At 45.0% G+C, this 24,174-nt stretch carries 27 protein-coding genes and 2 pseudogenes; 22 read left to right on the top strand and 7 right to left on the bottom strand.

The annotated features are described in order from the left end of the window. Window positions 1-16: 16 nt before the first annotated feature. The 11 genes from SST111_RS05180 to SST111_RS05130 all read left to right on the top strand — a co-directional run bounded on the left by SST111_RS05180 (window position 17) and on the right by SST111_RS05130 (window position 11,860). On the top strand, window positions 17-283 hold the full coding sequence (locus SST111_RS05180; RefSeq protein ID WP_011921874.1) for an ACT domain-containing protein: 267 nt from the start codon (window positions 17-19) through the stop codon (window positions 281-283). Window positions 284-294: 11 nt separating this feature from the next. Continuing rightward, the gene (locus tag SST111_RS05175) at window positions 295-1,632 is read left to right on the top strand and encodes a PFL family protein (RefSeq protein ID WP_099810262.1); all 1,338 of its coding nucleotides are present in this window, start codon (window positions 295-297) and stop codon (window positions 1,630-1,632) included. Between the two features lie 69 nt (window positions 1,633-1,701). Further along, entirely contained in the window at window positions 1,702-2,397 is a 696-nt protein-coding gene (locus tag SST111_RS05170; RefSeq protein WP_099810261.1) for a histidine phosphatase family protein, read from the top strand. Window positions 2,398-2,714: 317 nt separating this feature from the next. After that, window positions 2,715-3,749, top strand: a complete 1,035-nt coding sequence (gene hrcA, locus SST111_RS05165; RefSeq protein ID WP_099810260.1) for a heat-inducible transcriptional repressor HrcA — start codon at window positions 2,715-2,717, stop codon at window positions 3,747-3,749. A 12-nt stretch (window positions 3,750-3,761) separates the two neighbouring features. Continuing rightward, complete coding sequence (gene grpE / locus SST111_RS05160; protein WP_099810259.1) at window positions 3,762-4,274, top strand: nucleotide exchange factor GrpE; 513 nt, start codon at window positions 3,762-3,764, stop codon at window positions 4,272-4,274. Beyond that, window positions 4,275-4,706 carry a GNAT family N-acetyltransferase gene (locus tag SST111_RS05155; RefSeq protein ID WP_099810258.1) on the top strand — a complete coding sequence of 144 codons (432 nt, stop codon included), beginning with the start codon at window positions 4,275-4,277 and terminating at the stop codon, window positions 4,704-4,706. A 55-nt stretch (window positions 4,707-4,761) separates the two neighbouring features. Then, on the top strand, window positions 4,762-6,585 hold the full coding sequence (gene dnaK, locus SST111_RS05150) for a molecular chaperone DnaK (RefSeq protein ID WP_099810257.1): 1,824 nt from the start codon (window positions 4,762-4,764) through the stop codon (window positions 6,583-6,585). 840 nt (window positions 6,586-7,425) lie between these two features. Next, window positions 7,426-8,562 (top strand): molecular chaperone DnaJ, encoded by a 1,137-nt coding sequence (gene dnaJ, locus SST111_RS05145; RefSeq protein WP_099810256.1) that lies wholly within the window; start codon window positions 7,426-7,428, stop codon window positions 8,560-8,562. A gap of 91 nt (window positions 8,563-8,653) precedes the next feature. Further along, entirely contained in the window at window positions 8,654-10,099 is a 1,446-nt protein-coding gene (locus SST111_RS05140) for an amidase (protein ID WP_099810255.1), read from the top strand. A 123-nt stretch (window positions 10,100-10,222) separates the two neighbouring features. Beyond that, window positions 10,223-11,098 carry a transporter substrate-binding domain-containing protein gene (locus tag SST111_RS05135; RefSeq protein ID WP_002937498.1) on the top strand — a complete coding sequence of 292 codons (876 nt, stop codon included), beginning with the start codon at window positions 10,223-10,225 and terminating at the stop codon, window positions 11,096-11,098. A 90-nt stretch (window positions 11,099-11,188) separates the two neighbouring features. Further along, window positions 11,189-11,860, top strand: a complete 672-nt coding sequence (locus SST111_RS05130; RefSeq protein WP_024375949.1) for an amino acid ABC transporter permease — start codon at window positions 11,189-11,191, stop codon at window positions 11,858-11,860. 37 nt (window positions 11,861-11,897) lie between these two features. Here the strand turns inward: SST111_RS05130 and SST111_RS05125 are convergent, their stop codons facing one another. From SST111_RS05125 to perR, 6 genes are all read right to left on the bottom strand, one after another. Continuing rightward, window positions 11,898-12,368: a hypothetical protein gene (locus tag SST111_RS05125; protein ID WP_024418863.1), complete on the bottom strand. Its 471-nt coding sequence runs from the start codon at window positions 12,366-12,368 to the stop codon at window positions 11,898-11,900. A gap of 11 nt (window positions 12,369-12,379) precedes the next feature. Then, on the bottom strand, window positions 12,380-12,886 hold the full coding sequence (locus SST111_RS05120; RefSeq protein ID WP_002943097.1) for a DUF2975 domain-containing protein: 507 nt from the start codon (window positions 12,884-12,886) through the stop codon (window positions 12,380-12,382). 1 nt (window position 12,887) lies between these two features. Next, complete coding sequence (locus tag SST111_RS05115; RefSeq protein ID WP_002943099.1) at window positions 12,888-13,103, bottom strand: helix-turn-helix domain-containing protein; 216 nt, start codon at window positions 13,101-13,103, stop codon at window positions 12,888-12,890. Between the two features lies 1 nt (window position 13,104). Beyond that, entirely contained in the window at window positions 13,105-13,629 is a 525-nt protein-coding gene (locus tag SST111_RS05110) for a hypothetical protein (protein WP_099810254.1), read from the bottom strand. A gap of 129 nt (window positions 13,630-13,758) precedes the next feature. Then, complete coding sequence (locus tag SST111_RS05105) at window positions 13,759-15,627, bottom strand: heavy metal translocating P-type ATPase (RefSeq protein ID WP_099810253.1); 1,869 nt, start codon at window positions 15,625-15,627, stop codon at window positions 13,759-13,761. Between the two features lie 149 nt (window positions 15,628-15,776). Then, window positions 15,777-16,238 (bottom strand): peroxide-responsive transcriptional repressor PerR, encoded by a 462-nt coding sequence (perR, locus tag SST111_RS05100; protein ID WP_099810252.1) that lies wholly within the window; start codon window positions 16,236-16,238, stop codon window positions 15,777-15,779. Between the two features lie 159 nt (window positions 16,239-16,397). On the opposite strand from perR, the gene truA reads away from it, so the two are divergent. From truA to SST111_RS05045, 11 genes and pseudogenes are all read left to right on the top strand, one after another. Continuing rightward, window positions 16,398-17,147, top strand: a complete 750-nt coding sequence (gene truA / locus SST111_RS05095) for a tRNA pseudouridine(38-40) synthase TruA (protein WP_024386000.1) — start codon at window positions 16,398-16,400, stop codon at window positions 17,145-17,147. Continuing rightward, window positions 17,137-17,898, top strand: coding sequence for a bifunctional hydroxymethylpyrimidine kinase/phosphomethylpyrimidine kinase (locus SST111_RS05090; protein WP_099810251.1), 762 nt, complete (start codon window positions 17,137-17,139; stop codon window positions 17,896-17,898). Before truA ends, SST111_RS05090 begins: the two co-directional genes overlap by 11 nt. Next, window positions 17,888-18,367, top strand: a complete 480-nt coding sequence (locus SST111_RS05085) for an ECF transporter S component (protein ID WP_099810250.1) — start codon at window positions 17,888-17,890, stop codon at window positions 18,365-18,367. The genes SST111_RS05090 and SST111_RS05085 overlap by 11 nt, the downstream gene beginning before the upstream one ends. Further along, window positions 18,354-18,920 (top strand): TIGR01440 family protein, encoded by a 567-nt coding sequence (locus tag SST111_RS05080; RefSeq protein WP_044773146.1) that lies wholly within the window; start codon window positions 18,354-18,356, stop codon window positions 18,918-18,920. The genes SST111_RS05085 and SST111_RS05080 overlap by 14 nt, the downstream gene beginning before the upstream one ends. Next, the gene (locus SST111_RS05075) at window positions 18,920-19,534 is read left to right on the top strand and encodes a DUF1349 domain-containing protein (RefSeq protein WP_099810249.1); all 615 of its coding nucleotides are present in this window, start codon (window positions 18,920-18,922) and stop codon (window positions 19,532-19,534) included. The genes SST111_RS05080 and SST111_RS05075 overlap by 1 nt, the downstream gene beginning before the upstream one ends. 578 nt (window positions 19,535-20,112) lie before the next feature. After that, entirely contained in the window at window positions 20,113-20,544 is a 432-nt protein-coding gene (locus SST111_RS05070; protein WP_099810248.1) for an Rrf2 family transcriptional regulator, read from the top strand. Window positions 20,545-20,623: 79 nt separating this feature from the next. Next, window positions 20,624-21,625 (top strand): NADP-dependent oxidoreductase, encoded by a 1,002-nt coding sequence (locus SST111_RS05065; protein WP_099810247.1) that lies wholly within the window; start codon window positions 20,624-20,626, stop codon window positions 21,623-21,625. Window positions 21,626-21,651: 26 nt separating this feature from the next. After that, complete coding sequence (locus SST111_RS05060) at window positions 21,652-22,497, top strand: alpha/beta fold hydrolase (RefSeq protein ID WP_099810246.1); 846 nt, start codon at window positions 21,652-21,654, stop codon at window positions 22,495-22,497. Then, window positions 22,490-22,627 (top strand): annotated as a pseudogene (locus tag SST111_RS05055) (SDR family NAD(P)-dependent oxidoreductase); the annotation flags it as partial. The gene SST111_RS05060 and the pseudogene SST111_RS05055, both read left to right, overlap by 8 nt. A gap of 140 nt (window positions 22,628-22,767) precedes the next feature. Continuing rightward, complete coding sequence (locus SST111_RS05050; RefSeq protein ID WP_099810245.1) at window positions 22,768-23,397, top strand: NAD(P)-dependent oxidoreductase; 630 nt, start codon at window positions 22,768-22,770, stop codon at window positions 23,395-23,397. A gap of 9 nt (window positions 23,398-23,406) precedes the next feature. Then, window positions 23,407-23,856: an Rrf2 family transcriptional regulator gene (locus tag SST111_RS05045; RefSeq protein ID WP_014637462.1), complete on the top strand. Its 450-nt coding sequence runs from the start codon at window positions 23,407-23,409 to the stop codon at window positions 23,854-23,856. Window positions 23,857-23,978: 122 nt separating this feature from the next. Here the strand turns inward: SST111_RS05045 and SST111_RS12270 are convergent. Next, window positions 23,979-24,174 (bottom strand): annotated as a pseudogene (locus tag SST111_RS12270) (hypothetical protein); the annotation flags it as partial.

Raw genomic sequence — 24,174 nt, 5'->3', positions numbered from 1 at the left:
TAGAAGAGGTGTTCAGATGAAAGCTATTGTTACAGTTGTCGGTAAGGACAAGTCAGGAATCGTTGCAGGTGTTGCGACTAAGATTGCGGAATTGGGTTTGAATATTGATGATATTTCTCAGACTGTTTTGGATGAGTATTTTACCATGATGGCGGTGGTATCGTCAGATGAGAAGAAAGATTTCACCAAGCTTCGTGCAGAACTAGAAGCCTATGGTCAGGCTTTGAATGTGAAAATCAACATTCAAAGTGCGGCGATTTTTGATGCTATGCACAACTTGTAAGGAGAGATTTCATGGATATTAGACAGGTTAGAGAAACCATTGAAATGATTGAGGAGCAGCACTTCGATATCCGGACCATTACCATGGGAATTTCCCTCTTGGACTGTATTGATGCGGATATTGAGAAAGCTGCTGAGAAAGTGTATACCAAGATTGTCACCAAGGCCAAGAACTTGGTAGCGGTCGGCGATGAGATTGCGGCAGAATTGGGCATTCCCATTGTCAACAAACGCGTATCAGTAACGCCTATTACTTTGATTGGTGCGGCGACAGATGCCACGGATTATCTTCCCTTGGCTCATGCCTTGGACAAGGCGGCTCATGAGATCGGCATTGATTTTATTGGAGGGTTTTCAGCTCTCGTTCAAAAGGGCTACCAAAAAGGGGATGAAATCCTCATCAACTCCATTCCGCAGGCATTGGCCCAAACCTCTAAGGTCTGCTCGTCGGTCAACATCGGATCGACCAAGACGGGTATCAACATGACAGCTGTGCGGGATATGGGGCGGATCATCAAGGAGACGGCGGAGGCATCTGATCTGGGGGCGGCCAAGCTGGTGGTCTTTGCCAATGCGGTCGAGGACAATCCTTTCATGGCGGGTGCCTTCCATGGTGTCGGCGAGGCGGATGTGGTCATCAACGTCGGCGTGTCTGGGCCTGGTGTGGTCAAGCGTGCCCTTGAAAAAGTGCGTGGCGAGAGCTTTGATGTGGTGGCAGAAACCGTCAAGAAGACGGCCTTCAAGATTACCCGTATCGGTCAGTTGGTCGGCAATATGGCCAGTGAACGCCTGGGTGTCAAGTTCGGGATCGTGGATCTGTCCCTTGCTCCAACCCCAGCCGTTGGTGACTCAGTGGCACGGGTTTTGGAGGAAATGGGTTTAGAAACCGTAGGTACGCACGGAACGACCGCTGCCCTTGCTTTGCTCAATGACGCAGTCAAAAAGGGTGGGGTCATGGCCTGCAACCAAGTTGGTGGCTTGTCAGGTGCCTTTATCCCTGTATCTGAGGACGAGGGCATGATTGCGGCGGTGCAAAATGGCTCCCTCAACCTTGAAAAATTGGAAGCTATGACGGCTATCTGTTCAGTTGGTTTGGACATGATTGCTATTCCAGAAACAACGCCTGCTGAAACCATTGCGGCTATGATTGCGGATGAGGCAGCGATTGGAGTTATCAACCAGAAAACAACTGCGGTTCGTATTATTCCGCTTGGAAAAGAAGGGGACATGATTGAATTCGGCGGGCTTCTGGGAACAGCTCCCGTTATGAAGGTCAATCAGGCTTCGTCTGTGGACTTTATCAACCGTGGCGGACAAATTCCAGCACCGATTCATAGTTTTAAGAACTAAATTGAAACCGATTGCGACAAGCAGTCGGTTTTTTGCTATAATAATAGAAAAGAGACAAGGAGAAGTGGAATGACAGAAACTCGATTGTATATTTCCCGTCATGGAAAAACCATGTTCAATACTATTGGTCGTGTGCAGGGCTGGTGCGATACGCCCTTGACCGAGGTCGGTGAGGAAGGGATTCGTGAGCTCGGCTTGGGCTTGAAAGATGCTGGGCTGGATTTCAAGGTTGCCGTATCCAGTGACTTGGGTCGGACTGTTCAGACCATCACCATTGCCCAGCGTGAGTTGGGAATTTTGGGAAAAATTCCTTATTATCAGGACAAACGCATCCGCGAGTGGTGTTTCGGTAGTTTTGAAGGTATGTATGACGCAGACCTCTTCCAAGGTGTCTTGCCACGCTTGAAGGGGACCATTGATGTGGTTGGGATGAGCTATGAAGAGATTGCTCATGGTATCCAAGAGGCTGACACGGCTGGTTGGTCAGAGCCGTGGGAAGTCTTGCGTGACCGCATTTTGACAGGCTTTGAATCCATAGCTCAGGACTTGGAAAAGCAGGGCGGAGGCAATGCTCTGGTGGTCAGCCACGGCATGACCATTGCAACGCTGGTCAACTTGCTCCAGCCAGAAAGTCCAACCAATCTCTTCTTGGATAACGGCTCTATCACCGTTCTCAAGTATGAAAATGGTCAATTTACCATTGAAGCAGTCGGGGATTTGTCCTACCGCAAACGTGGAGCGGAATTGCTTGCCCAAGGGAAATAAGATTCAAATCAGGGAGTTTTCTCTGATTTTTTGATTGAAGGAAAAATGCTCTCGGTCCTCAGACTGATTTTTAGCACTCTAAGCAAAAGAGTGCTAATTTTTTGTCTTTTTCTCTTGACAATCCAATTTTTCGGCGTATAATGGGAGTATAAGTGATTAGCACTCTATAGGTGTGAGTGCTAACGCTCTTCAAAAATCAACACTATCCGTTGTCAGCTTGCCTTTGTGAACCTCAGTTCTACATTCGGCTTCGCTTCCTAGGCTACTGTCGATTTTCATTGAGCGTAACTAAAACAGTGTTCATGAGAGGAGCGGAGATGATTACCCAACGTCAAAATGATATTTTGAATCTGATTGTTGAATTGTTTACGCAGTATCATGAGCCGGTTGGTTCTAAGGCCTTGCAGGAGGTCATCGCTTCCAGTTCTGCCACCATTCGTAATGATATGGCCAAGCTGGAGCAGTTGGGCTTGCTGGAAAAGGCCCACACCTCAAGCGGTCGGATGCCCAGTCGGGCTGGTTTTCAATACTTTGTCAATCACTCGCTCAACTTGGAACACATCAATGAAGAAGATGTCTATCAGGTGGTCAAGGCCTTCGACTTTGAAGCCTTCAAGCTGGAAGATATCTTGGAGCGGGCAAGTCAGGTCTTGGCAGATTTGACAGGCTACACTTCGGTCATCTTAGATGTGGAGCCGACTAGTCAGCAGCTGACTTCCTTTGACATCGTGCAGCTTAGTAGCCACGATGCCTTGGCAGTCTTGACCTTGGACCAGTCCAAACCGGTCACCGTCCAGTTTGCTATTCCCAAGAACTTTTTAACCAGGGACTTGGAAGTGCTCAAACGCCTGGTGGATGAACGTTTCGTTGGACAGACAGTCTTGTCCATTCACTACAAGCTACGGACGGAGATTCCGCAGGTGGTGCAACGCTACTTTGCCACGACGGACAATGTCTTGGATCTCATGGACTATGTCTTTGCCAATCTCTTCCAAGAGTTGATTTTTATCAACGGTAAGGTCGCTTCCCTCTCATACGGAAGTCTGGCCACCTATCAACTCCTGGACAATCCGCAGGTGCTTGCCAGCGAGTTGCGGCAGGGCTTGGCTCCCGACCAGCAGACCAGTATTTCTGTGGCGGAACATAGGGATCCTGCCCTAGCGGATGTGACAGTCATTCATCATCGCTTTCCAATCCCCTATCGGGGCATGGCCCAGATGAGTTTGCTTGGTCCTGTTGACATGGACTACCGCAGGCAGATGAGTTTGATTAACATCATCAGCCGTGTCCTGTTTATGAAATTAACCGATTACTACCGATACTTAAGTAGTAATCATTATGAGGTAAATTAGAAGGAGAATGCTTTGTCAGAAGAAATCAAAAATGAAGAAATCCTAGAGGAAGTGGAAGCAACAGAAGAAGTTGTGGAAACGCCTGAAAAATCAGAATTGGATTTGGCAAATGAGCGTGCAGAGGAATTTGAAAACAAGTACCTCCGTGCCCACGCTGAAATGCAAAATATCCAACGCCGTGCCAATGAGGAACGCCAAACTATTCAACGCTATCGTTCGCAAGACTTGGCCAAGAAAATCTTGCCAAGTTTGGATAACTTGGAACGTGCCCTTCAAGTCGAAGGCTTGACAGAAGATGTCAAAAAAGGCTTGGAAATGGTTCAAGAAAGCTTGATTCAAGCCCTCAAAGAAGAAGGGGTGGAAGAAGTCGCAACAGATGTCTTTGACCCAAATCTTCACATGGCTATTCAAACAGTTCCAGCCACAGACGACTGCCCAGCAGAACACATCGCACAAGTCTTCCAAAAAGGCTACAAGCTGCATGAACGCTTGCTGAGACCTGCTATGGTGGTGGTGTCGGAGTAAATGATAGAGCTACGTGAAATCAGTGATGAGAATTTTCACGATTGCTTACATCTGGATTCTGGCTTATCTAAAGAAGACTATGTCGATTCAGTTGAGTTTTCATTGGCAGAAGCTTGGAGCCTTCGACCATTCTCACATCCGAAAGCTATTTACAATGAAGGTGAATTGATAGGCTACGTTTCGCTTTACTGCAAAGACAGAAATGGTGAAATCATCAATTTCTTAATTGATAAGAAGTATCAAGGAAAGGGATTTGGCAGAAAAGCAACTGAAGTCTGTATAGACTATCTGAAAACAGAGTACAGTCTAGCCCAAATTTCCCTACCAGTTCATAAAGAACATTTGGAAGCTAGAAATTTCTGGAAGAAGTTAGGCTTTCAAGAATCAAACAACATTGAAGATGACTATATCTTCATGCGTCGAACAACCTGACCGAAATGTCGTTAAACTACTTGAAAAGAAAGTAAATTAAAAAGAGGTAAAACATATGTCTAAAATTATCGGTATTGACTTAGGTACAACAAACTCAGCAGTTGCAGTTCTTGAAGGAACTGAATCAAAAATCATCGCAAACCCAGAAGGAAACCGCACAACTCCGTCTGTTGTATCTTTCAAAAATGGTGAAATCATCGTTGGTGATGCGGCAAAACGCCAAGCGGTAACCAACCCAGATACCATCATCTCTATCAAATCAAAAATGGGAACTTCTGAAAAAGTTTCAGCAAACGGTAAAGAATACACACCACAAGAAATCTCAGCTATGATTCTTCAATACTTGAAAGGTTATGCGGAAGAGTACCTTGGTGAAAAAGTAACTAAAGCTGTTATCACTGTTCCTGCTTACTTCAACGATGCTCAACGTCAAGCAACAAAAGACGCAGGTAAAATCGCCGGTCTTGAAGTAGAACGTATTGTCAACGAGCCAACTGCAGCAGCCCTTGCTTACGGTTTGGACAAGACTGACAAAGACGAGAAAATCTTGGTATTCGACCTTGGTGGTGGTACTTTCGACGTATCTATCCTTGAGCTTGGTGACGGTGTCTTTGACGTACTTGCAACAGCAGGCGATAACAAGCTCGGTGGTGACGACTTTGACCAAAAGATTATCGACCACATGGTAGCAGAATTCAAGAAAGAAAACGGCATCGACTTGTCAGCTGACAAGATGGCCCTTCAACGTTTGAAAGATGCGGCTGAAAAAGCGAAAAAAGACTTGTCAGGTGTAACATCAACTCAAATCAGCTTGCCGTTCATCACTGCAGGTGCAGCTGGTCCGCTTCACTTGGAAATGACATTGACACGTGCGAAATTTGACGAATTGACTTACGACCTTGTAGAACGTACAAAAGTTCCTGTTCGTCAAGCTCTTTCAGATGCAGGACTTAGCTTGTCAGAAATTGACGAAGTCATCCTTGTCGGTGGTTCAACTCGTATTCCAGCCGTTGTGGAAGCTGTAAAAGCTGAAACTGGTAAAGAGCCAAACAAATCTGTAAACCCTGACGAAGTTGTTGCTATGGGTGCGGCAATCCAAGGTGGTGTCATCACTGGTGATGTCAAAGACGTTGTCCTCCTTGACGTAACTCCATTGTCACTCGGTATCGAAACAATGGGTGGCGTATTTACAAAACTTATCGACCGCAATACAACTATCCCAACTTCTAAGTCACAAGTCTTCTCAACTGCTGCAGACAACCAGCCAGCTGTTGACATCCACGTGCTTCAAGGTGAGCGTCCAATGGCAGCGGACAACAAGACACTTGGTCGTTTCCAATTGACAGATATCCCTGCAGCACCTCGTGGTATTCCACAAATCGAAGTAACATTCGACATCGACAAGAACGGTATCGTTTCTGTAAAAGCCAAAGACCTTGGTACGCAAAAAGAGCAAACAATCGTTATCCAGTCTAACTCAGGTTTGACAGATGAAGAAATCGACCGCATGATGAAAGATGCAGAAGCAAACGCTGAAGCAGATAAGAAACGTAAGGAAGAAGTGGACCTTCGTAATGATGTGGACCAAGCAATCTTTGCGACTGAGAAAACTCTTAAAGAAACAGAAGGCAAAGGCTTCGACGCAGAACGTGACCAAGCTCAAGCAGCTCTTGATGAGTTGAAAGCAGCTCAAGAAGCAAACAACTTGGACGACATGAAAGCGAAACTTGAAAACCTCAATGAAAAAGCTCAATCTCTTGCAGTGAAACTCTATGAACAAGCCGCAGCAGCACAACAAGCAGCCGCTGGTCAAGAAGGTGCCCAAACAGCTAACAACGCAGGCGATGATGTGGTAGACGGCGAGTTTACTGAAAAGTAATACTCTTCGAAATTCTTCACTAGGCTTTGTTAACTCTCCTCGATGAACTCTAGTTCAATCTTCGTCCAGTTGCCTAGCCTAGTCTTGAATTTCTTTGAGTATCTAGGGTTCGGAAAATCATTTTTTCCGAAGTTCTTAGCCCGAACTCAGTTCTCATCTTCCTGAGAATAAAAATCATTCGTCAATAAAATTTCCAATCACAGAGGTTGCAACCCAGCCTCTGTTTTTGGGTAAATACCCTTCTAACTTTTACAGAATTGAATACGCCTACGACTCTGTGAAAAAGTCAAGAAGTCTGGGGATAGGCTTTTTGAGGAATACCTGTCGCTTATTATTTTTGTGCGACAGGGCTGAAAGTGTTCCACCGGACACTTTCACTCCTTATTTTTCTTTGAGTCGCTTAACGGCTTAATATCTTCATCGAAAGGAAAGTGTTCGTAATCGAACACGGGCTACTTTCAACATTTCAAAGAAAGGAATACAAGTTCGGTAATTCGAACACGGGCTAAAAACCCAGTGAAAAAGATAAACTTCCTAGTGTATTTTACACATTGCGTCAGTTTCCTATTTTCACTTTTCCCAAACCATGATAGAAAGGAATGTGTTCGTAACTGAACACGGGCTAAAAACCTAGTGAAAAAGATCAACCTCCTAGTGTGTTTTACACACTGCGTCAGTTAGCTGTTTTCACTTTTCCCAAACCATGATAGAAAGGAATGTGTTCGTAACTGAACACGGGCTACGGACTGTGCCAAAAAGATAGTTTTTTCCTAGGACGGTGGCGTCCTGCGTCAAAACTCCTATTTTGGCTGTGTCCGCTTAACGCCCTTAGTATCTTATATGAACAATACTGAATTTTACGATCGTCTGGGCGTTTCTAAGAGCGCTTCTCAGGACGAGATTAAGAAGGCTTATCGGAAGCTTTCGAAGAAATACCATCCAGATATTAACAAGGATCCGGGTGCGGAGGATAAATACAAGGAGGTCCAAGAGGCTTATGAAACCTTGAGCGATCCGCAAAAACGATCTGCCTATGACCAGTATGGTCCTGCTGGAGCAAACGGTGGCTTCGGCGGAGGAGCAGGTGGTTTTGGTGGTTTCGACGGAGCGGGTTTCGGTGGCTTTGAAGACATTTTCTCTAGCTTCTTTGGCGGAGGTGGTGCGACGCGCAATCCTAACGCACCTCGTCAAGGGGATGACTTGCAGTATGCAGTCAACTTGAAATTTGAAGAAGCGATTTTTGGTGTGGAACGTGAAGTTTCCTATAACCGTGAGGCAACTTGTCGAACCTGTACAGGTTCAGGTGCCAAACCTGGAACAAGTCCAGTAACCTGTGGGCGTTGTCATGGTTCTGGAGTGATCAATGTGGACACCCAAACTCCACTTGGAACCATGCGCCGTCAAATGACCTGTGATGTCTGTCATGGTCGCGGAAAACAAATCAAAGATCCATGTACAACCTGTCATGGAACTGGTCATGAAAAACAAGCCCATACGGTAACGGTTAAGGTACCAGCTGGTGTGGAAACTGGTCAACGTATTCGCTTGGCAGGTCAAGGTGAAGCTGGTTTCAATGGAGGTCCTTACGGAGATCTCTACGTTGTCATTCAGGTCCAACCTTCAGACAAGTTTGAACGTGAAGGAACCACTATTCACTATAAACTGAACCTCAACTTTGTCCAAGCAGCACTTGGAGATACAGTTCATGTGCCAACAGTTCACGGTGATGTGGATATGGTCATTCCTGAAGGTACCCAGACTGGTAAGACCTTCCGACTCAAAGGAAAAGGTGCACCAAGTGTTCGTGGTGGAGTCATCGGTGACCAATATGTGACGGTAAATATCGTCACTCCGACAGGTTTGAATGACCGCCAAAAAGCAGCTCTTAAAGAATTTGCGGCAGCTGGAAATATTGATGTCAAGCCCCATAAAAAAGGATTTTTTGACAAGGTAAAAGATGCCTTTGATGAATTGTAATTTGTTTTGAACAGATATTCAAAATCAGTAAGCTCGGCTTGCTGATTTTTTACTTTCATGATAAGCTAATAAAAAATACAAGGAGAAGCCTATGTGGAAAGATGCGACGGAAATGGCCTTGGCTGTTCGAACAGGTCAGGTTTCTGCTAAAGAATTGGTAGCGGAAGCTATTGAACGAATAGAAGAGGAAAATCCTGCTCTCAATGCTGTCGTCAGCAAGCAATATGAGCAAGCCCTGCAAGAAGCAGAAACAGGGGACTTTCAAGATAAGCCCTTTGGTGGTGTTCCTCTTTTGTTGAAAGATTTGGGGCAAAATGAAGAAGGGCACTTGTCAACAGCGGGCTCTCGTCTATTCCAGAATTACCGAGCGAGGCATACTGATAAATTGGTACAGGCTTTCAAGGATATGGGTTTCATCATCTTGGGCCGGACCAATACGCCAGAGTTTGGTTTTAAGAACATATCTGACTCCAGCCTACATGGGCCAGTCAAGTTGCCGCTAGATTTGAGCCGAAATGCAGGTGGGTCCAGTGGTGGTGCAGCAGCGGCAGTTGCTTCTGGTATGGTACCTTTAGCAGCAGCTTCAGATGGTGGCGGTTCTATCCGTATTCCCGCCTCCTTCAATGGTTTGATTGGGCTCAAGCCTAGTCGGGGCCGTATTCCGGTCGGACCACATTCCTATCGTGGCTGGCAGGGAGCTTCCAGTAACTTTGCCTTGACTAAGTCAGTTCGCGATACAAAACGCCTCCTCTATCACTTGCAGACCTATCAGGTGGAAGCTCCCTTTCCTCTGGCTCTCCTGTCTGAGCAGAGTCTCCTTGCACCGCAAGATCAACCTCTGAAAATTGCCTACAGTCTGGCATCGCCGATTGGCAGTTCGGTTTCCGCTGATGCCAAGCAAGCTGTCTTGTCCCTTCTGCCTCAGTTAGAAGCACTGGGGCACCAGATTACCGAGCTAGCAAGTCCTATTTTAGACGGCCTTGAAGTCATGCAGGCCTATTACCTGATGAACAGTGTTGAAACAGCTCAGATGTTTGACGAGATTGAAGCGGGGCTGGGTCGTCCCATGACCCCTGATGACATAGAGATCATGACCTGGGCCATTTACCAGAGCGGGCAGACCATCCCAGCTAAACTCTATTCTAAGGTCTTACAGGATTGGGACCGCTACAGTGCCATCATGGCGGACTTCCACCAGCACTACGATCTCCTTCTGACACCGACCGTCGCAGATGTAGCGCCCAAGCTAAACCAGTTCACTCACTCGCAAGAGATGCTGGACCGCTTGTTGCACATGCAGGAGTTGGCAATGGCAGAGCAGCAGAGCTTGATTTGGGAGATGTTTGCAGATAGTCTAGCCTGGACACCCTTTACCCAGCAGGCAAACATCACCGGCCAACCGGCTATCAGCTTGCCAACTTATAAGACCCCACAAGGCCTGCCAATCGGCGTTCAATTCACAGCAGCCAAGGGACGAGAGGATTTACTTTTGCAGTTGGCAGACCAAATGGAGGCAGCTGGTTTGCTCAACTTGTAAGGGAATTCATTTTTTCAGTTCAATTATTTGCCAAAACGTTTTCAAAATGTTAACCTGTAAAAGTTGGTGGGTTAACACCGAAAAATTAAAAAGGAAGTTATAGCTTCCAAAGGAGATTGTTTTATGTTGAAAAAAGTTTTGGCCTCAGCTCTCTTGGTTTCTACTTTGACCTTGGCAGCATGTTCTAGCTCAAGTTCGAATACTAGCAGTTCTTCTGCTGAACAGACTCAATGGGAAAAAGTACAAGAAGCAGGTGTCTTGAAGGTTGCAACACCAGGAACCCTCTTCCCAACTTCTTACTACAACGATGCCAAAGAATTGGTCGGTTATGAAATTGACATGATCAATGAAATTGGTAAGCGTTTGAAACTGGAAATTGAATACCAAGAAATCGGTGTGGCAGAAGCCTTTACAGCTGTTGATAGTGGTAAGGTCGATATTTCTGTTAACAACTTTGACATGACAGAAGCACGTAAGGAAAAGTACAACTTCTCTATCCCTTACAAATACTCAGTGGGTGGTTATATCGTCCGTGAAGACGGTTCATCAGGAATCGAAGCAGCTGACTTGAGCGACTGGACTGGTAAAAAAGCTGGTGGTGGTGCAGGTACTCAGTACATGAAAATTGCTGAAAAACAAGGAGCAGAGCCAGTTATCTATGACAACGTAACCAACGATGTCTATTTGCGTGACGTATCAACAGGTCGTACAGACTTCATTCCAAACGACTACTACACACAAGTCATGGCCATCAAATGGGCAAATGCTAACTTCCCAGATATCAAGGTAAAAATGGGTGATGCAAAATACAATCCAACTGAACAAGGTATTGTCATGAGCAAGGCTGACACAAGCTTGAAAGAAAAAATTGACGAAGCTCTTGAAGCAATGAAAGCTGACGGAACTTTGAAGGCAATTTCTGAAAAATACTACGCAGGACAAGACTTGACAGTCCCTGTTGAAAATGCAGACCAATTGCCAGTTATCGAAGTTGAATAAGACCTCGTAACAAATTAAATGCATCTTGTATAGACTTTGTCAGTCCCAGACTGGCAAGGTCTATCTGGTTTTTAGGAAAGAGGAGAAGATATGGATATTAACTGGCAGGCAGTTTTTAATGCAGATATAGCAAGAGAGGCCATTCCACAGATTTTGGAGGGACTTCCCTACACTCTGTCCCTATCCCTAATTGGTTTTGCCTTGGGGACTTTCTGTGGATTTTTTGTAGCCCTCATGCGGATGTCTAAGTTTGGACCCTTGCGTTGGTTGGCTATGGCCCATATTTCTCTCATGCGTGGCATTCCCCTCATGGTCCTTCTATTTTTCATCTATTTTGGTCTGCCTTTTATGGGTTTGCAGTTAGATGCCATAACAGCCTCTATCATCGCCTTTACCTCCATGTCCAGTGCCTACATTTCTGAAATTATTCGTGCATCTCTTTCGGCCATTGATAAGGGACAATGGGAGGCAGCGCGTTCCCTGGGCTTGCGGACCAATGTGATTTACAGAAAAATCATCATTCCCCAAGCCTTTCGGATTGCCCTTCCACCGCTGAGCAATGTTCTTTTAGATATGGTGAAAAGTACGTCCTTGACCGCTATGATTACTGTACCAGAGATTTTCAATAAGGCAAAAATAGTCGGAGGAGCCAAGTCGGACTACATGACAGTTTATATCTGTGTGGCCTTGATATATTGGGCCATCTGCACTCTCTACGCCTTCGGTCAGCTCAGGTTGGAAAAACGCTTGGCGACGTATTAAAAAAATTCCTCGGTTCTTTTGAATCGAGGAATTTTTGCTAGTCTGGATAGAAGACAAGAATAGCAGAAGTGGAAGAGGATTTGGTGTATTCGAAATCCTCCAGATCTTGCACGGACAAGCTTTGAATAGTGAAGTAAGTTTGATGTTTGTAGCGGATATTAAAATCGCTGCTACTACCAGCATCGATAGTTGAGAAGCTCTTTTCATTCAGAGTAAACTCTTCTTTTGAGAGTTTCTCGAGATTTTCTTTTGTTGCCATTAAATAGATTTTGCCAGAGAAAGGAGATTCAAGAGAGAATTCTCCTTTGGATGTCGTGATTTCAACAATTTGCTGAAAGTTATCAATCTTAGCCAGACGTTCATCTGTTTTTAGAGCTTTTTCTGTTTCAATGGACGCTGCTGTTAGCTCATTTTGTATTTCTTTATTAACTTCTGAAGTGACAGAGTGACAAGCACTTAAGCAAGGTATCATCATGCAGAGTGCAATGAGGGAAATATACTTTTTCATCATGGGCTCCTTTATATAATTTCATCATTTTCAGCTTGTAAAAGCACACCTTTTTCCAACACCATCTTTGCTAGTAGTGCAATAATAATCAGCACACCATTTATGAAGTAGTCACTAAGTGAAAAATCATATAAATCACTTACATTCTTTAAATCTAGGTAAGATAGGAAAAAAGCACTTGCAAATTGTATGCTCGTCCATACGATTAAGGTTCCTAAAATTATCTTTGTATAGACTACATTTTCAGTTGAGAAAATAGTTCCTGTTTGAAAGTTGATGAGCAATTTTTTGAGTATGGTGGCCATGTAGATAAAGCAGGCTACTAATAGGATACTTATGATTAGAATAATAACAATGATAGGCAAGGGGACATCTAATCGTAGACTATTTTGAATAGGTTTCCCGCCTATAAGTAGAATAAGAAGTGCCAACATTATCAGTCCCGTTAAGGCAATCAATCCATAACGAATAAACGTTAGCAACTGTATGACGATGTTGAAAAATATCTTTTTGTTCATGCTATTCCCCCTCCCTCACATATTCCAAAATATCTCCTGGTTGGCAGTCTAGGATGCGGCAGATGCTCATCAAGGTATTAAAACGAATGCCTTTTGCCTTGCCTGTCTTGAGAATGGACAGGTTGGCTTCGGTAATGCCGACTTGCTCCGCCAAGTCCTTGGAAGTCATTTGTCGATCTTTGAGGACCTTGTCTAGGTTTACGCGAATCATTTCCATATCAGATAAACTCGCTGTTCTCGGTTTCAAGTTGTTGCCCCTTTTGTACTAAGGTCCAGACAAAATAAGTTGCGAAGAGGAAGAGGGCATTGAGGATAAAGTCTGACCAGCGAAGATTGAGGAAGGTGTTTGGATTAGTAGCATGTGTCAGGAAAAACAAAGTGGTTAGGCAAAATTGACCAGCAGTCAGGACCAGCAAGCTGATGAAGAGTTTTTGATACAGTTCCAGACTAGCTGAAGCGAAATAATCTTCTTCCAAAAGCAATTTACATAACTTTTGAAGCAAGTGGGCAATGTGACTGAGAGCCGCTAAGACAATTAAGATTAATCCACTTGTTAAAAGGATGAGCCAGACACCAATCTGGTCAATGGGTTTGTTAAAAGTGTATTCCCAAGAACGTGTTACAAAAGAATCCCCGCTAAAACCTGCCAATGTAGAGAAGGCATAGAGAGCAATCAAAAAATAGAAGAAAAAGCGAACACAGCCAGCTAACAGACCTGCTGTTTTGAGTAGATTCGTTTTCATAGCAAACCTCCAATTATTATTGTTTTATGATAATATTATCTTCGAAATTATTATAAAACAATAATTTTCGAAATGCAAGCGTTTTTTTAAGAATAACAAGAAAACCGCCAAGCAACTGGCGGTTTGAAGCTATTTAAAATACAAGAGTCTCAACCCATTCAAAATCACCAAAATCGTTGATCCTTCGTGGCCCACCACACCGAGCGGTAGGTTGATAGACTGGAAGAGGTTAGAGATGATAAGAAGGGCAATGACAGACAGGGCAAAGATGATGTTCTGCTTGATGATACCCCGCATTTTCTTAGACAGGCGAATGGAGTAAGGAATCCGTGTCAGGTCTTCCATGAGCACGATGTCGGCAGACTCCATAGCGATATCCGTTCCGCTTCCCATAGCATAGCTGACATTAGCTTGGGCAAGGGCGGGAGCATCGTTGATACCGTCGCCCACCATACCGACAGACGCAAACTCGGTTTGCAGTTCTTGGATAACAGCAGCCTTATCCGTCGGCAGACAGTTGGCAATCACACGGTCAATACCGACCTGACTGGCCACATAACGAGCAGTCTTTTCTTGGTCACCCGTCAGGAGAATTGGCGTCACGCCCATTTCTTTCAACTGGGCAATCAGCTGCTTGCTCTCTGGCTTCAAACTGTCTTCCACCATAAAGATCGCCACCAGCAGATCGTTTTGACTGACATAGACCAGGGTTTTCCCAGTGCTTTCCGCCTCATCGATCTGTGCCAGCAAGTCAGCAGACAAGGGACTCACCAAACTATCCACCACAAAGCCCGCCTTACCGATTTTCCAGCTGTCGCCCTCATAGCCCGCCACCAAGCCTTTTCCGGTCACGTCTTCTAGGCTTTGGAGGGTAATAGCAGAGCTGTCAGCCGTATAGGTCATGAGAGCTTGAGCGATTGGGTGACTCGATTGTTTTTCAACTGCCTGAACAACCTGCTTGATAAGTTTTTCATCGCCAAGATAGGTCGCTCCTACAACTTCCGGTTTACCAATGGTTAGGGTACCGGTCTTATCAAAGACGATAGCCTCTAAATTGGCGATCTTGTCCGCAATATCGCCTCCCTTGATAATCATGCCCTTGCGTGCCGCACGGCTGATTGCAGAAAGTGTCGCTGGTGAAGAAGAGGCTACAAGTGCACAAGGAGAAGCAATGGTCAAGAGAATCATGCCACGGTAGAAGGCAGTCAACCAGTCCCAACCCAGAGCAAAATGAGCAAAGAGGATAAAGAGCGGCACCACCACCAAAACAACCTTGACATAGGTATCTTCCATGTTTTCGATGAAAGTCGCTGTTTTTGACTTGGATTCTTGGGCATTTTCAACCATTTGGACGATTTTATCAAAGAGGGCGTCGCCTTTTTCAGCTGTAACTTGTACGGTCACAGTTGGTCCTTGGTTGATAGTACCGCCGATAACAGCTGCACCAGCTGCTTTTTCCGCAGGAAGCGGCTCGCCAGTAATCATGGATTCGTCAAAGATAGATTGTGGGCTGATGAGGGTTGCATCCAGTGGGACCGTGTCGCCCTTGCGAACTTGCAGGAGGTCGCCGATGCGAATGTCGGTCGTATCCAAAACAGTTATATCACCGCTTTCCTCAATTTTACGAGCCGTTGGAGGCGTCATGTTCATCAGAGCTGCGATGGCATTCTTGCTTTTCTCCATGGCCAATTCTTCCAGAGTAGAAGAAAGGGAGAAGATGAAGATGAGCAGGGCTCCTTCCATCCAGTAGCCGATGAGACCCGAACCGATAGCAGCCAAAATCATGAGCAGGTCGACAGACAGGTGCTTGTCGAAAATCAGCTCAGTCAGACCTTCCTTGGCAGACTGGTAGCCACCGATGACAAAGGCTAGAATGAAGAGGATGGGTGTGGCTCCCTGATTAGTTTGAAGTAAGAAAATCCCGATGAGGATCAACAACAGACAGAGGCTGGTTGTTACGATGTGAAGATGGTTTTTTAGGTTGTTTACAAGAGTCATAGTTAGTTCCTTATTTATAATCATTATCGTTTCGATAAGTTAATTATAACAGTTCTAAATAGAAAATCAAGAGTTTTTTAGAATAATTATAAATAAGATTTGTCAGACAATTCAAAGAGAAAAGAAAAAAAGCAACCAGTGGCTGCTTTCTAGCTATTGAGTTGACAGTCGGGGCAGATACCATACACAGACAAGACTTCCTTGGTAATCTTATAGCCTGTTTGTTCATGGGCTTCGCATTTGAGGCTAGGGATTTCGACGTCCATGAAGTCCGTTATTTTCCCGCATTTTTCACAGATGACATTGAGATGTTCGTGGCCCATGAAATCATAATAGGTTGTCGTGTCATTGGTACGCTTGAGTTCAGTGACAAATCCTTCTTCTAAGAGCACTTTGAGGTTGTTATAGACAGTTGCCAAACTCATGTTAGGATAGTTGGGCAGGAGGTCTTTGTATATCATTTCAGCACTTGGATGATCGTCGCTATCAATGATATAGGCTACAACAGCCTTACGTGTTTCTGTAATGCGAACCCCTTTTTCCTTTAAGTGTTGAATAACATGCTCAAAGGCAGTTTGGTTTTCTGCGTTAAGGTGAGAGTGTAGTTCCATTCGTGCCTCCTGTTCTTTTCAAGAATAATTCTAATTTACTTTTCTTCATTATAATCCTTTTTATGAAAGCTGTCAAACTTAGAAGGGGTCTGTCTGTGCTAGTACAGTTGTTGTTTTATAGGCTTGTTTTTCTAAGTTTGCTTGTGCTACAATCAGAACATGACACGATATAAGGCAATTATTTCCTACGACGGACATGACTTTTCTGGTTTCCAACGCCAGCCCCATGCCCGTACAGTTCAGGAAGAAATCGAAAAAACACTAGTAAGACTAAACAGTGGCCAGCCAGTGACAGTGCATGGTGCAGGTCGGACAGACGCAGGAGTGCACGCCTATGGTCAGGTGATTCACTTTGACTTGGCTGGCAGTCGAGATGCTGAGAAGCTCCGCTTTGCCCTGGATACCCAAACCCCTGAGGATATTGATGTGGTCAGTGTGGAGCAGGTAGCAGATGATTTTCATTGCCGCTATGCCAAGCACAGCAAGACCTATGAATTTCTGGTGGATATTGGGCGCCCCAAGAATCCCATGATGCGCCACTATGCTACCTTTTATCCCTATGATTTGGACTTGAGCTTGATAGAAGAAGCCATTCAAGACTTGGTGGGGACTCACGACTTTACAGGTTTTACGGCTTCAGGGACCTCGGTGGAGGACAAGGTACGGACCATTACGGCGGCAAGCATGGAATACGACCAGCGGCGGCAGTTCTTGATTTTTACCTTTTCAGGCAATGGTTTTTTGTACAAGCAGGTGCGGAATATGGTCGGGACCCTCTTGAAAATTGGCAATGGTCGCATGCCTGTGGGACAGATCAAGCGGATTTTAGCAGAAAAGGATCGTGGTTTGGCAGGTCCAACTGCGGCAGGCAACGGCCTCTATCTAAAGGAGATTATTTATGAAGACTAAGTATATTTTGGCGCTTTCGGGCAACGATATTTTCAGCGGTGGCGGTCTCCATGCGGATCTGACGACCTACGCTGTCCACAAGCTGCATGGGTTTGTGGCGGTGACCTGCTTGACAGCTATGACGGAAAAAGGTTTTGAGGTCATTCCGACAGATGCGTCGGTGTTTGCCCAGCAGCTGGCTAGTTTGAAGGATGTCCCCTTTTCTGCGATTAAGATTGGCTTGCTTCCCACGGTGGAAATAGCAGAGCAGGCTTTGGCGTTTGTCAAGGCTCACCAGGAGATTCCTGTGGTCTTGGATCCAGTCTTGGTCTGCAAGGAAACGCATGATACCGAGGTCAGCCAGCTGCGAGATGAACTCTTGAAGTTCCTTCCTTATATCAGCATCATTACGCCAAATCTGGCAGAAGCTCAGCTATTGCTCCAAAAAGACATCAAAACGGTGGAGGAGATGAAGCAGGCGGCAGTGGCCTTGTATGACTTGGGAGCTAAATCAGTGGTTATCAAGGGTGGCAATCGCCTGGGTGGCTCAGAGGCGGTCGATGTTTTCTACGACGGTCAGGAAGTGGTGGTGCTCCAGTCGCCTCTGCTTACAGAAAACAATGTGGGGGCGGGCTGTACCTTTGCGTCCAGCATTGCCAGTCAGCTCTTGCTGGGTAAAGAGCCTTTGGAGGCGGTCAGACTGTCCAAGGACTTTGTCCATGCAGCGATTGAAAAATCAGATGATTATGGGGTGATTCAATATGAGAAATAAGAAAACACAGGAATTAGTATTATTAGCTATCTTAACAGCCTTGAGTTTGGTTTTGGCCTTTATTCATGTGCCAACACCGACGGGATTTGTTACTTTGTTGGATGTGGGTGTCTTCTTTACGGCTTTTTACTTGGGCAAGAAAGAGGGAGCGATTGTCGGCGGTTTGGCAGGGCTATTGATTGACTTCTTGCTGGGCTATCCCCAGTGGGCATTCTTTAGTCTAGTCTTCCACGGGGCTCAAGGTTACTTTGCGGGTTGGACAGGCAAGAAACGGATTCTCGGTTTAGTCTTGGCGACGCTCTCTATGGTTGGAGGTTATTATCTAGCTTCTCGACTTTATTTTAATGACCTCAAAGCCATTGAAAGCGTTCTAAGCAATAGCATGCAGAATTTTGTTGGGATGGGCTTGGGATTTGCCTTGGTCAAATTAGTAGAGAAAAGTGGAGCTATTGACTATGTTACTCGATAAAATTAAAGTTCAAACCCAGCAAGTTGTGCAAGAAGTCCTAGAACTCAGTAATCTTCAAAAGGGACAGATTTTTGTCCTTGGATTGTCCTCTAGTGAAGTCATTGGTGGGCATATCGGGAAAAATTCCAGTCTGGAAGTCGGTGAGGTGGTTGTTGAAACCATCTTGGAAATCCTGGAGCCAAAAGGTATCTATCTAGCTGTCCAAGGCTGCGAACACCTCAATCGTGCCCTAGTGGTAGAGCGAGAATTGGCAGTTCAAAAGGATTTGGAAATAGTCAATGTCTTGCCCACCCTTCATGCAGGTGGCTCAGGTCAGTTGGCGGCCTTCAAGTATATGAAGGACCCGGTGGAAGTCGAGTTTATCACCGCTCAGGCTGGTGTAGATATTGGCGACACAGCTATCGGCATGCACATCAAGCACGTCCAAGTGCCACTCAGACCAAGTTTGCGTGAGATTGGTCAGGCCCATGTCACCGCTCTCGCCAGCCGACCAAAACTAATCGGCGGAGCCCGTGCAGCCTATCAGGAAGATAAGATACGGAAAGGTTCATAATGAAAGAATTTACAGTCAAGGATTTAGTGTGGACCCGTCCACCGAGACAATTCACTATTTCAGATGAAGAAATTACTATTACTACAGAACCCAAGACGGATTTGTGGCAGAAGACCTATTACCATTTTGTGAATGACAATGCTCCTGTCTTACAGATGGAAACGGAGGAGGACTATTTTTCCTTTACTGTGAAGACGGATTTTGCGGGTAGTCATACTCGATTTGACCAGTGTGGAATTGTCCTTTATCAGGATTCGGAGAATTGGCTCAAGTGTTCGATAGAGTATGAAAATGAGGACTTCCAACACTTGGGAAGTGTGGTGACCAATCACGGATTTTCTGACTGGGCAACTACTGAAATCAGTTCACAAGTCAAATCCATGTGGTTTAGGCTCAGTCGCAGGGGAGCTGATTACTGTTTTGAAAATTCCGAAGACGGTATCCATTTTAAACAAATGAGGGTTTGCCATTTTCATCAAGGGGCGGGGAAAATAGCTTTTGGGCTATATGCCTGTTCACCAGAAAACTCCAGTTTTACAGCTCGCTTTACCAATATGGAATTGAGCGACTGCAAATGGTTGCCCCATGACGGACAAGAGCCAGATGAAATATAGTGAGACTCTTAGGTAAGTAGTGACAGAAAAATAGTTGAAACTCATACTCTTCTAAAATCAAAATGATCCGTAGTCAACTTGCCTTGAAGAACTCCTGTTCAATCTTCGCCTTCGTTTCCTAGGCTACTTTTGATTTTCATTGAGTATCAGGGGGAGTGGGAAAGAACTCGACCAAGATAAAAAGAGTTCGTCAACAAGTCCTTATTTCCAGTTGTTGAGCTGAAACAGTCTATCCCCAGACTGTTTCACTCCCACCCCCGCACAGCTCAAACTGTCTGGGAGACAGTTTGAGGTTGGAAATAGAGCGAACTTTGTTCGCAACAGTCGTAATGGTCAGATTTGGAGTGCAAAACACGAATTGCTGAGATTTGCTTCGCAAATCCTATCTCCAACCTTTAACAGTCCACTGGACTGTTAAACCCAATCAACCACTGCGCTGAGATGTTGACACGAACTCTGAGTAGTGGTCCTGGGCTTTTTGCCCAGCCTCTTTATCTTTTGAGCCAAATCCTTGCCAAGAAGTCTAGCTTATGGTAAACTTGTTCTTGTAATCGATACAAGAACAGAAAGGAGCGCGAATGGATACAAAGTTTTCAGTAGCCCTTCATATACTGACCATGATCAGTGAGAGCAAGGAAATACTTAGCTCGCAAGCCTTAGCTGAGAGCGTTGGCACCAATGCCAGCTACATCCGTAAGGTGATTGCACTCTTGAAAAATGCAGGCTTAATCACTTCGCACCAAGGGCGATCAGGCTACCAATTGAGCAAGTCCCCTAAGGATATTAGCTTATTGGAAATCTACCTTGCGACGCAAGAAGTGGAGCATATTCGCCTATTTCAGATACACCAGAATGCCAATCTTTCTTGTCCAGTTGGGCAGCATATAGAAGGCGCAATGGTTCCCATCTTTTCCAGCGTTGAACAAGAACTGGAAAATCAACTTAGTCGTCAATCCTTAGATAATGTGATTGATAATCTCTATCAATCCGCACAAGTAACCCGAATCTGACCTCGGTCAGATTTTATAAACTCAAACATAGACCTGTAAGTGATACAGGAACAAATCAAAGAATAGAAAAGAGAAGAACATGAAAGTAGCACAACACACATCTTATAACAAAAACAACATCACCCTTAACCTTACAGAAATTGCTAAACCAACTATTCAAGCCAACCAAGTCCTTGTCAAAGTGACCGCAGCAGGTGTTAATCCATTGGACAACATGATCTCGCGCGGAGATGTGAAATTGATTGTCCCTTACAAATTGCCGCAAACGGCTGGCAATGAAGTGGTTGGCTTGGTCGAAGAAGTAGGCTCAAGCGTGACGACATTTGCAGCAGGTGATCGTGTCTTTGGTCGTCTTCCGCTTGATAGTATCGGTGCTTTTGCTGAGTATGTAGCGGTTGACGCTCAGGCTCTTGCTAAGGTTCCTGCCTACTTGACAGATGAAGAAGCGGCTGCTGTTCCTTTGACAGCTTTGACCATCATGCAGGCCCTCGACCTCATGGGTGCGCAAGCTGGCAAGAACATCTTCATTTCAGGCGGAACTGGTGGTGTCGGCGGTATGGCTATTCCGATTGCCAAAGCCAAGGGCTTGACCGTTATCACAAATGGTGACGGTGCAAGTGGTGACCGTGTCTTGAAACTCGGTGCAGACCGGTTTATCGATTACAAGACAGAAGATTACACCAAAACACTTAGCAATGTTGACTATGTCTTGGACACACTTGGCGGTGCAGAAATAGAGAAACAAATGTCAATCATGAAAAAAGGTGGACAGCTGGTTTCCCTTTGTGCCATGCCAAATGGTGAATTTGCCAAACGTATGAATTTGCCAAAATGGAAGCAAATCTTGTTTGGTCTAGCTGGTCGTTCATTTGACAAAATGGCTAAAAAATACGGTGTTCACTACCATTTCATTTTCGTAGAGAGCAATGGTCGCCAGCTGCAAGAAGTAGCAGACATTTTCAGCAAGCTCGAAATCAAACCGTCTATCGATACAGTTTATCCATTTGAAGAAGTCAACGCAGCACTTGATAAGGTTGCCAACGGTCGTTCACGCGGAAAAACCGTCCTCAGTTTCAACTAACACAATAAAATATACAAGGAAAAATCATGTCATATATAACAACCAAAAACCAATACATCACCGTTTCAAACAATAAAATCGCCTATCGTGAGCTCAGCAAGGGCAAGTCTGACCTTCCTTTGGTCATGCTGGTTCACCTAGCGGCCACCTTGGACAACTGGGATCCAAAATTGCTGGATTTGCTGGCTGAACAGCACCATGTGATTGTCCTAGACCTTCCTGGCGTAGGAGCTAGTCAAGGCAAGGTGGCTCCAACTATTCCAGGAATGGCTGAGCAGGCTGTTTCCATTATCAAGGCTTTGGGTCATGAGAAAATCAATTTGCTGGGTCTATCTATGGGCGGTTTCATTGCTCAAGAAATCGTTCGTCTGGATAGTCAATTGGTCAACCGCTTGATTTTAGCAGGTACAGGTCCTCGTGGTGGTTTTGAAGTTGATAAGGTAACTGGAAAAACCTTCCGCTACATGCTGAAGGCTGGTTTAGAGCGTGTGGATCCAAAACGCTACATTTTCTACAATCATGATGAAGCAGGTCGCTTGGAGACAGAAAAAGTCTTGGGGCGTATGGGGCAAAGAAGTGCTGCTCATGCAGACAAGGACATGAATGTTCCAGGATTTTTGACCCAGCTGAAAGCTATCAAACGCTGGGGAAGAGAGCCGCAAGATGACATGACCTTTATCACCCAACCAACTCTGATAGTCAACGGTGATAAGGATATGCAGGTTCCAACAGAAAATTCTTATACCATGCATGAGAAGATCAAAAATAGCCAACTGATTATCTATCCAAATGCAGGACACGGCTCAATCTTCCAAAATGCAGAGGATTTTTCGGAAGCCTTACTAGCCTTTTTGGAGGAAACCAATGCCTAAAACTATTTTAATCACAGGATCGACAGATGGAATCGGCAAACACCTAGCTATGAAACTGGCTAGTGAAGGTCATGAAGTGATCTTGCATGGGCGAAATAGCGAAAAGCTCCGTGTAGCCCTTAGTGATATTCTACGATAAATGAACCTACCAACAATTTTCGGAAAAAGTTGTAACAAAACCCTTGACAACTTTTGGGAGTTAGGATATACTAGTCTACGTAAAGTTGTAATAAAGAAATTTACAACAAAAACATTTCGGAGGAAAAGAAAATGAAAATAGCAGTAATAGCAGCGAACGGTAAAGCAGGTAGCTTGATTGTAAAAGAAGCGGCAGCACGTGGTTTTGAAGTAACGGCTATCGTTCGTAGTGAAAATAAGACAGTCGCACAGCAGGTTCTTCAAAAGGATGTTTTTGACCTGACAGCCGATGATGTGATTGGTTTTGATGCGGTAGTGGATGCAGTAGGTGCCTGGACAGCAGACACTGTGCATATGGTTCCTGATGCAGCCAAACATTTGGCGGCTATCCTAAAAGATTCACAAACACGCTTGCTTGTGGTTGGTGGAGCAGCAAGCCTCTATGTTAATCCAGAACATACCTTGACTGTGGCAGATGTGACAGAGTTTCCAGCGGAAGTATTGCCTGTGTTAAATGCTCACAAGGAAGCACTTGAGGCCCTTCGTCAAGTAGATGATGTCAACTGGACCTATGTAAGTCCGGCAGGTGATTTCCAAGCAGACGGCGAACGGACAGGTCGCTATATTCTTGGCGGTGAAGAGTTGGTCTTGAACAGCAAGGGAGAAAGCGTTATTTCCTATGCAGATTATGCTATTGGTATGATTGACGAGATTGCATCAGGTAATCATCTCAAAGCACGTATCAGCCTTGTCAGTGAGTAGAAGAGTTCTATGCAGATCTCAAATAAATTTACCATTGCCATTCATGCCTTGGCTTTTATCCATCTCTTTCAAGATCAGCAGCGTGTTACCAGCAAGGTTTTGGCGAACAGCATTCAAGCCAATCCTGTTATCATTCGCTCGGTTCTATCTGGTTTGAAGGATGCGGGAATTGTAGACGCTAAGCAGGGTAGCGGCGGTTTTCGTTTAGCAAAGCCACTTGATGACATTAGCCTTTATGACATCTTTGTTACGGTTGACAATATCGATAAGAAAGGCTTGTTTAATTTTCATGAAAATCCCCATCCCGACTGTATCGTAGGGGGGAATATCCATGCTGCTGTGGACGACAAACTCGTCCAAGTCCAGACAGCTATGGAGAAAGAATTGAAAACTATGTATATGTCTGATGTCCTGGTTGACCTAGAAAAAGCCATTGAAGAAAAAGCGAAAAGGACTTAAATGGGAGTGGGAAAGAACTCGACCATTCATCGAAGAGTTCGTCAACAAGTCTTTATTTCAAGTTGTTGAGCTGAAACAGTCTATCCCCAGACATCAATTTATGTGAGCTGACTGCCGTCAGCTTATATCTCCCACTTTAAAAGGTCTCCCAGACCTTTTAAACTCCCACCCCCGCATAGCTCCAAAGGTTCGGGGAACCTTTGGAGGTTGGAAATAGAGCGAACTTTGTTCGCCACAGTCGTAATGGTCAGATTTGGAGTGTAAAACACGAATTGCTGAGATTTGCTTCGCAAATCTTGTCTCCAACCTTTAACAGTA

Source organism: Streptococcus suis YS161, assembly GCF_002760245.1.
GTDB classification, from domain to species: domain Bacteria; phylum Bacillota; class Bacilli; order Lactobacillales; family Streptococcaceae; genus Streptococcus; species Streptococcus suis_I.
The sequence above is the reverse complement of the archived record's forward strand: the minus strand, read 5'-3'. Positions and strand labels throughout refer to the sequence as shown.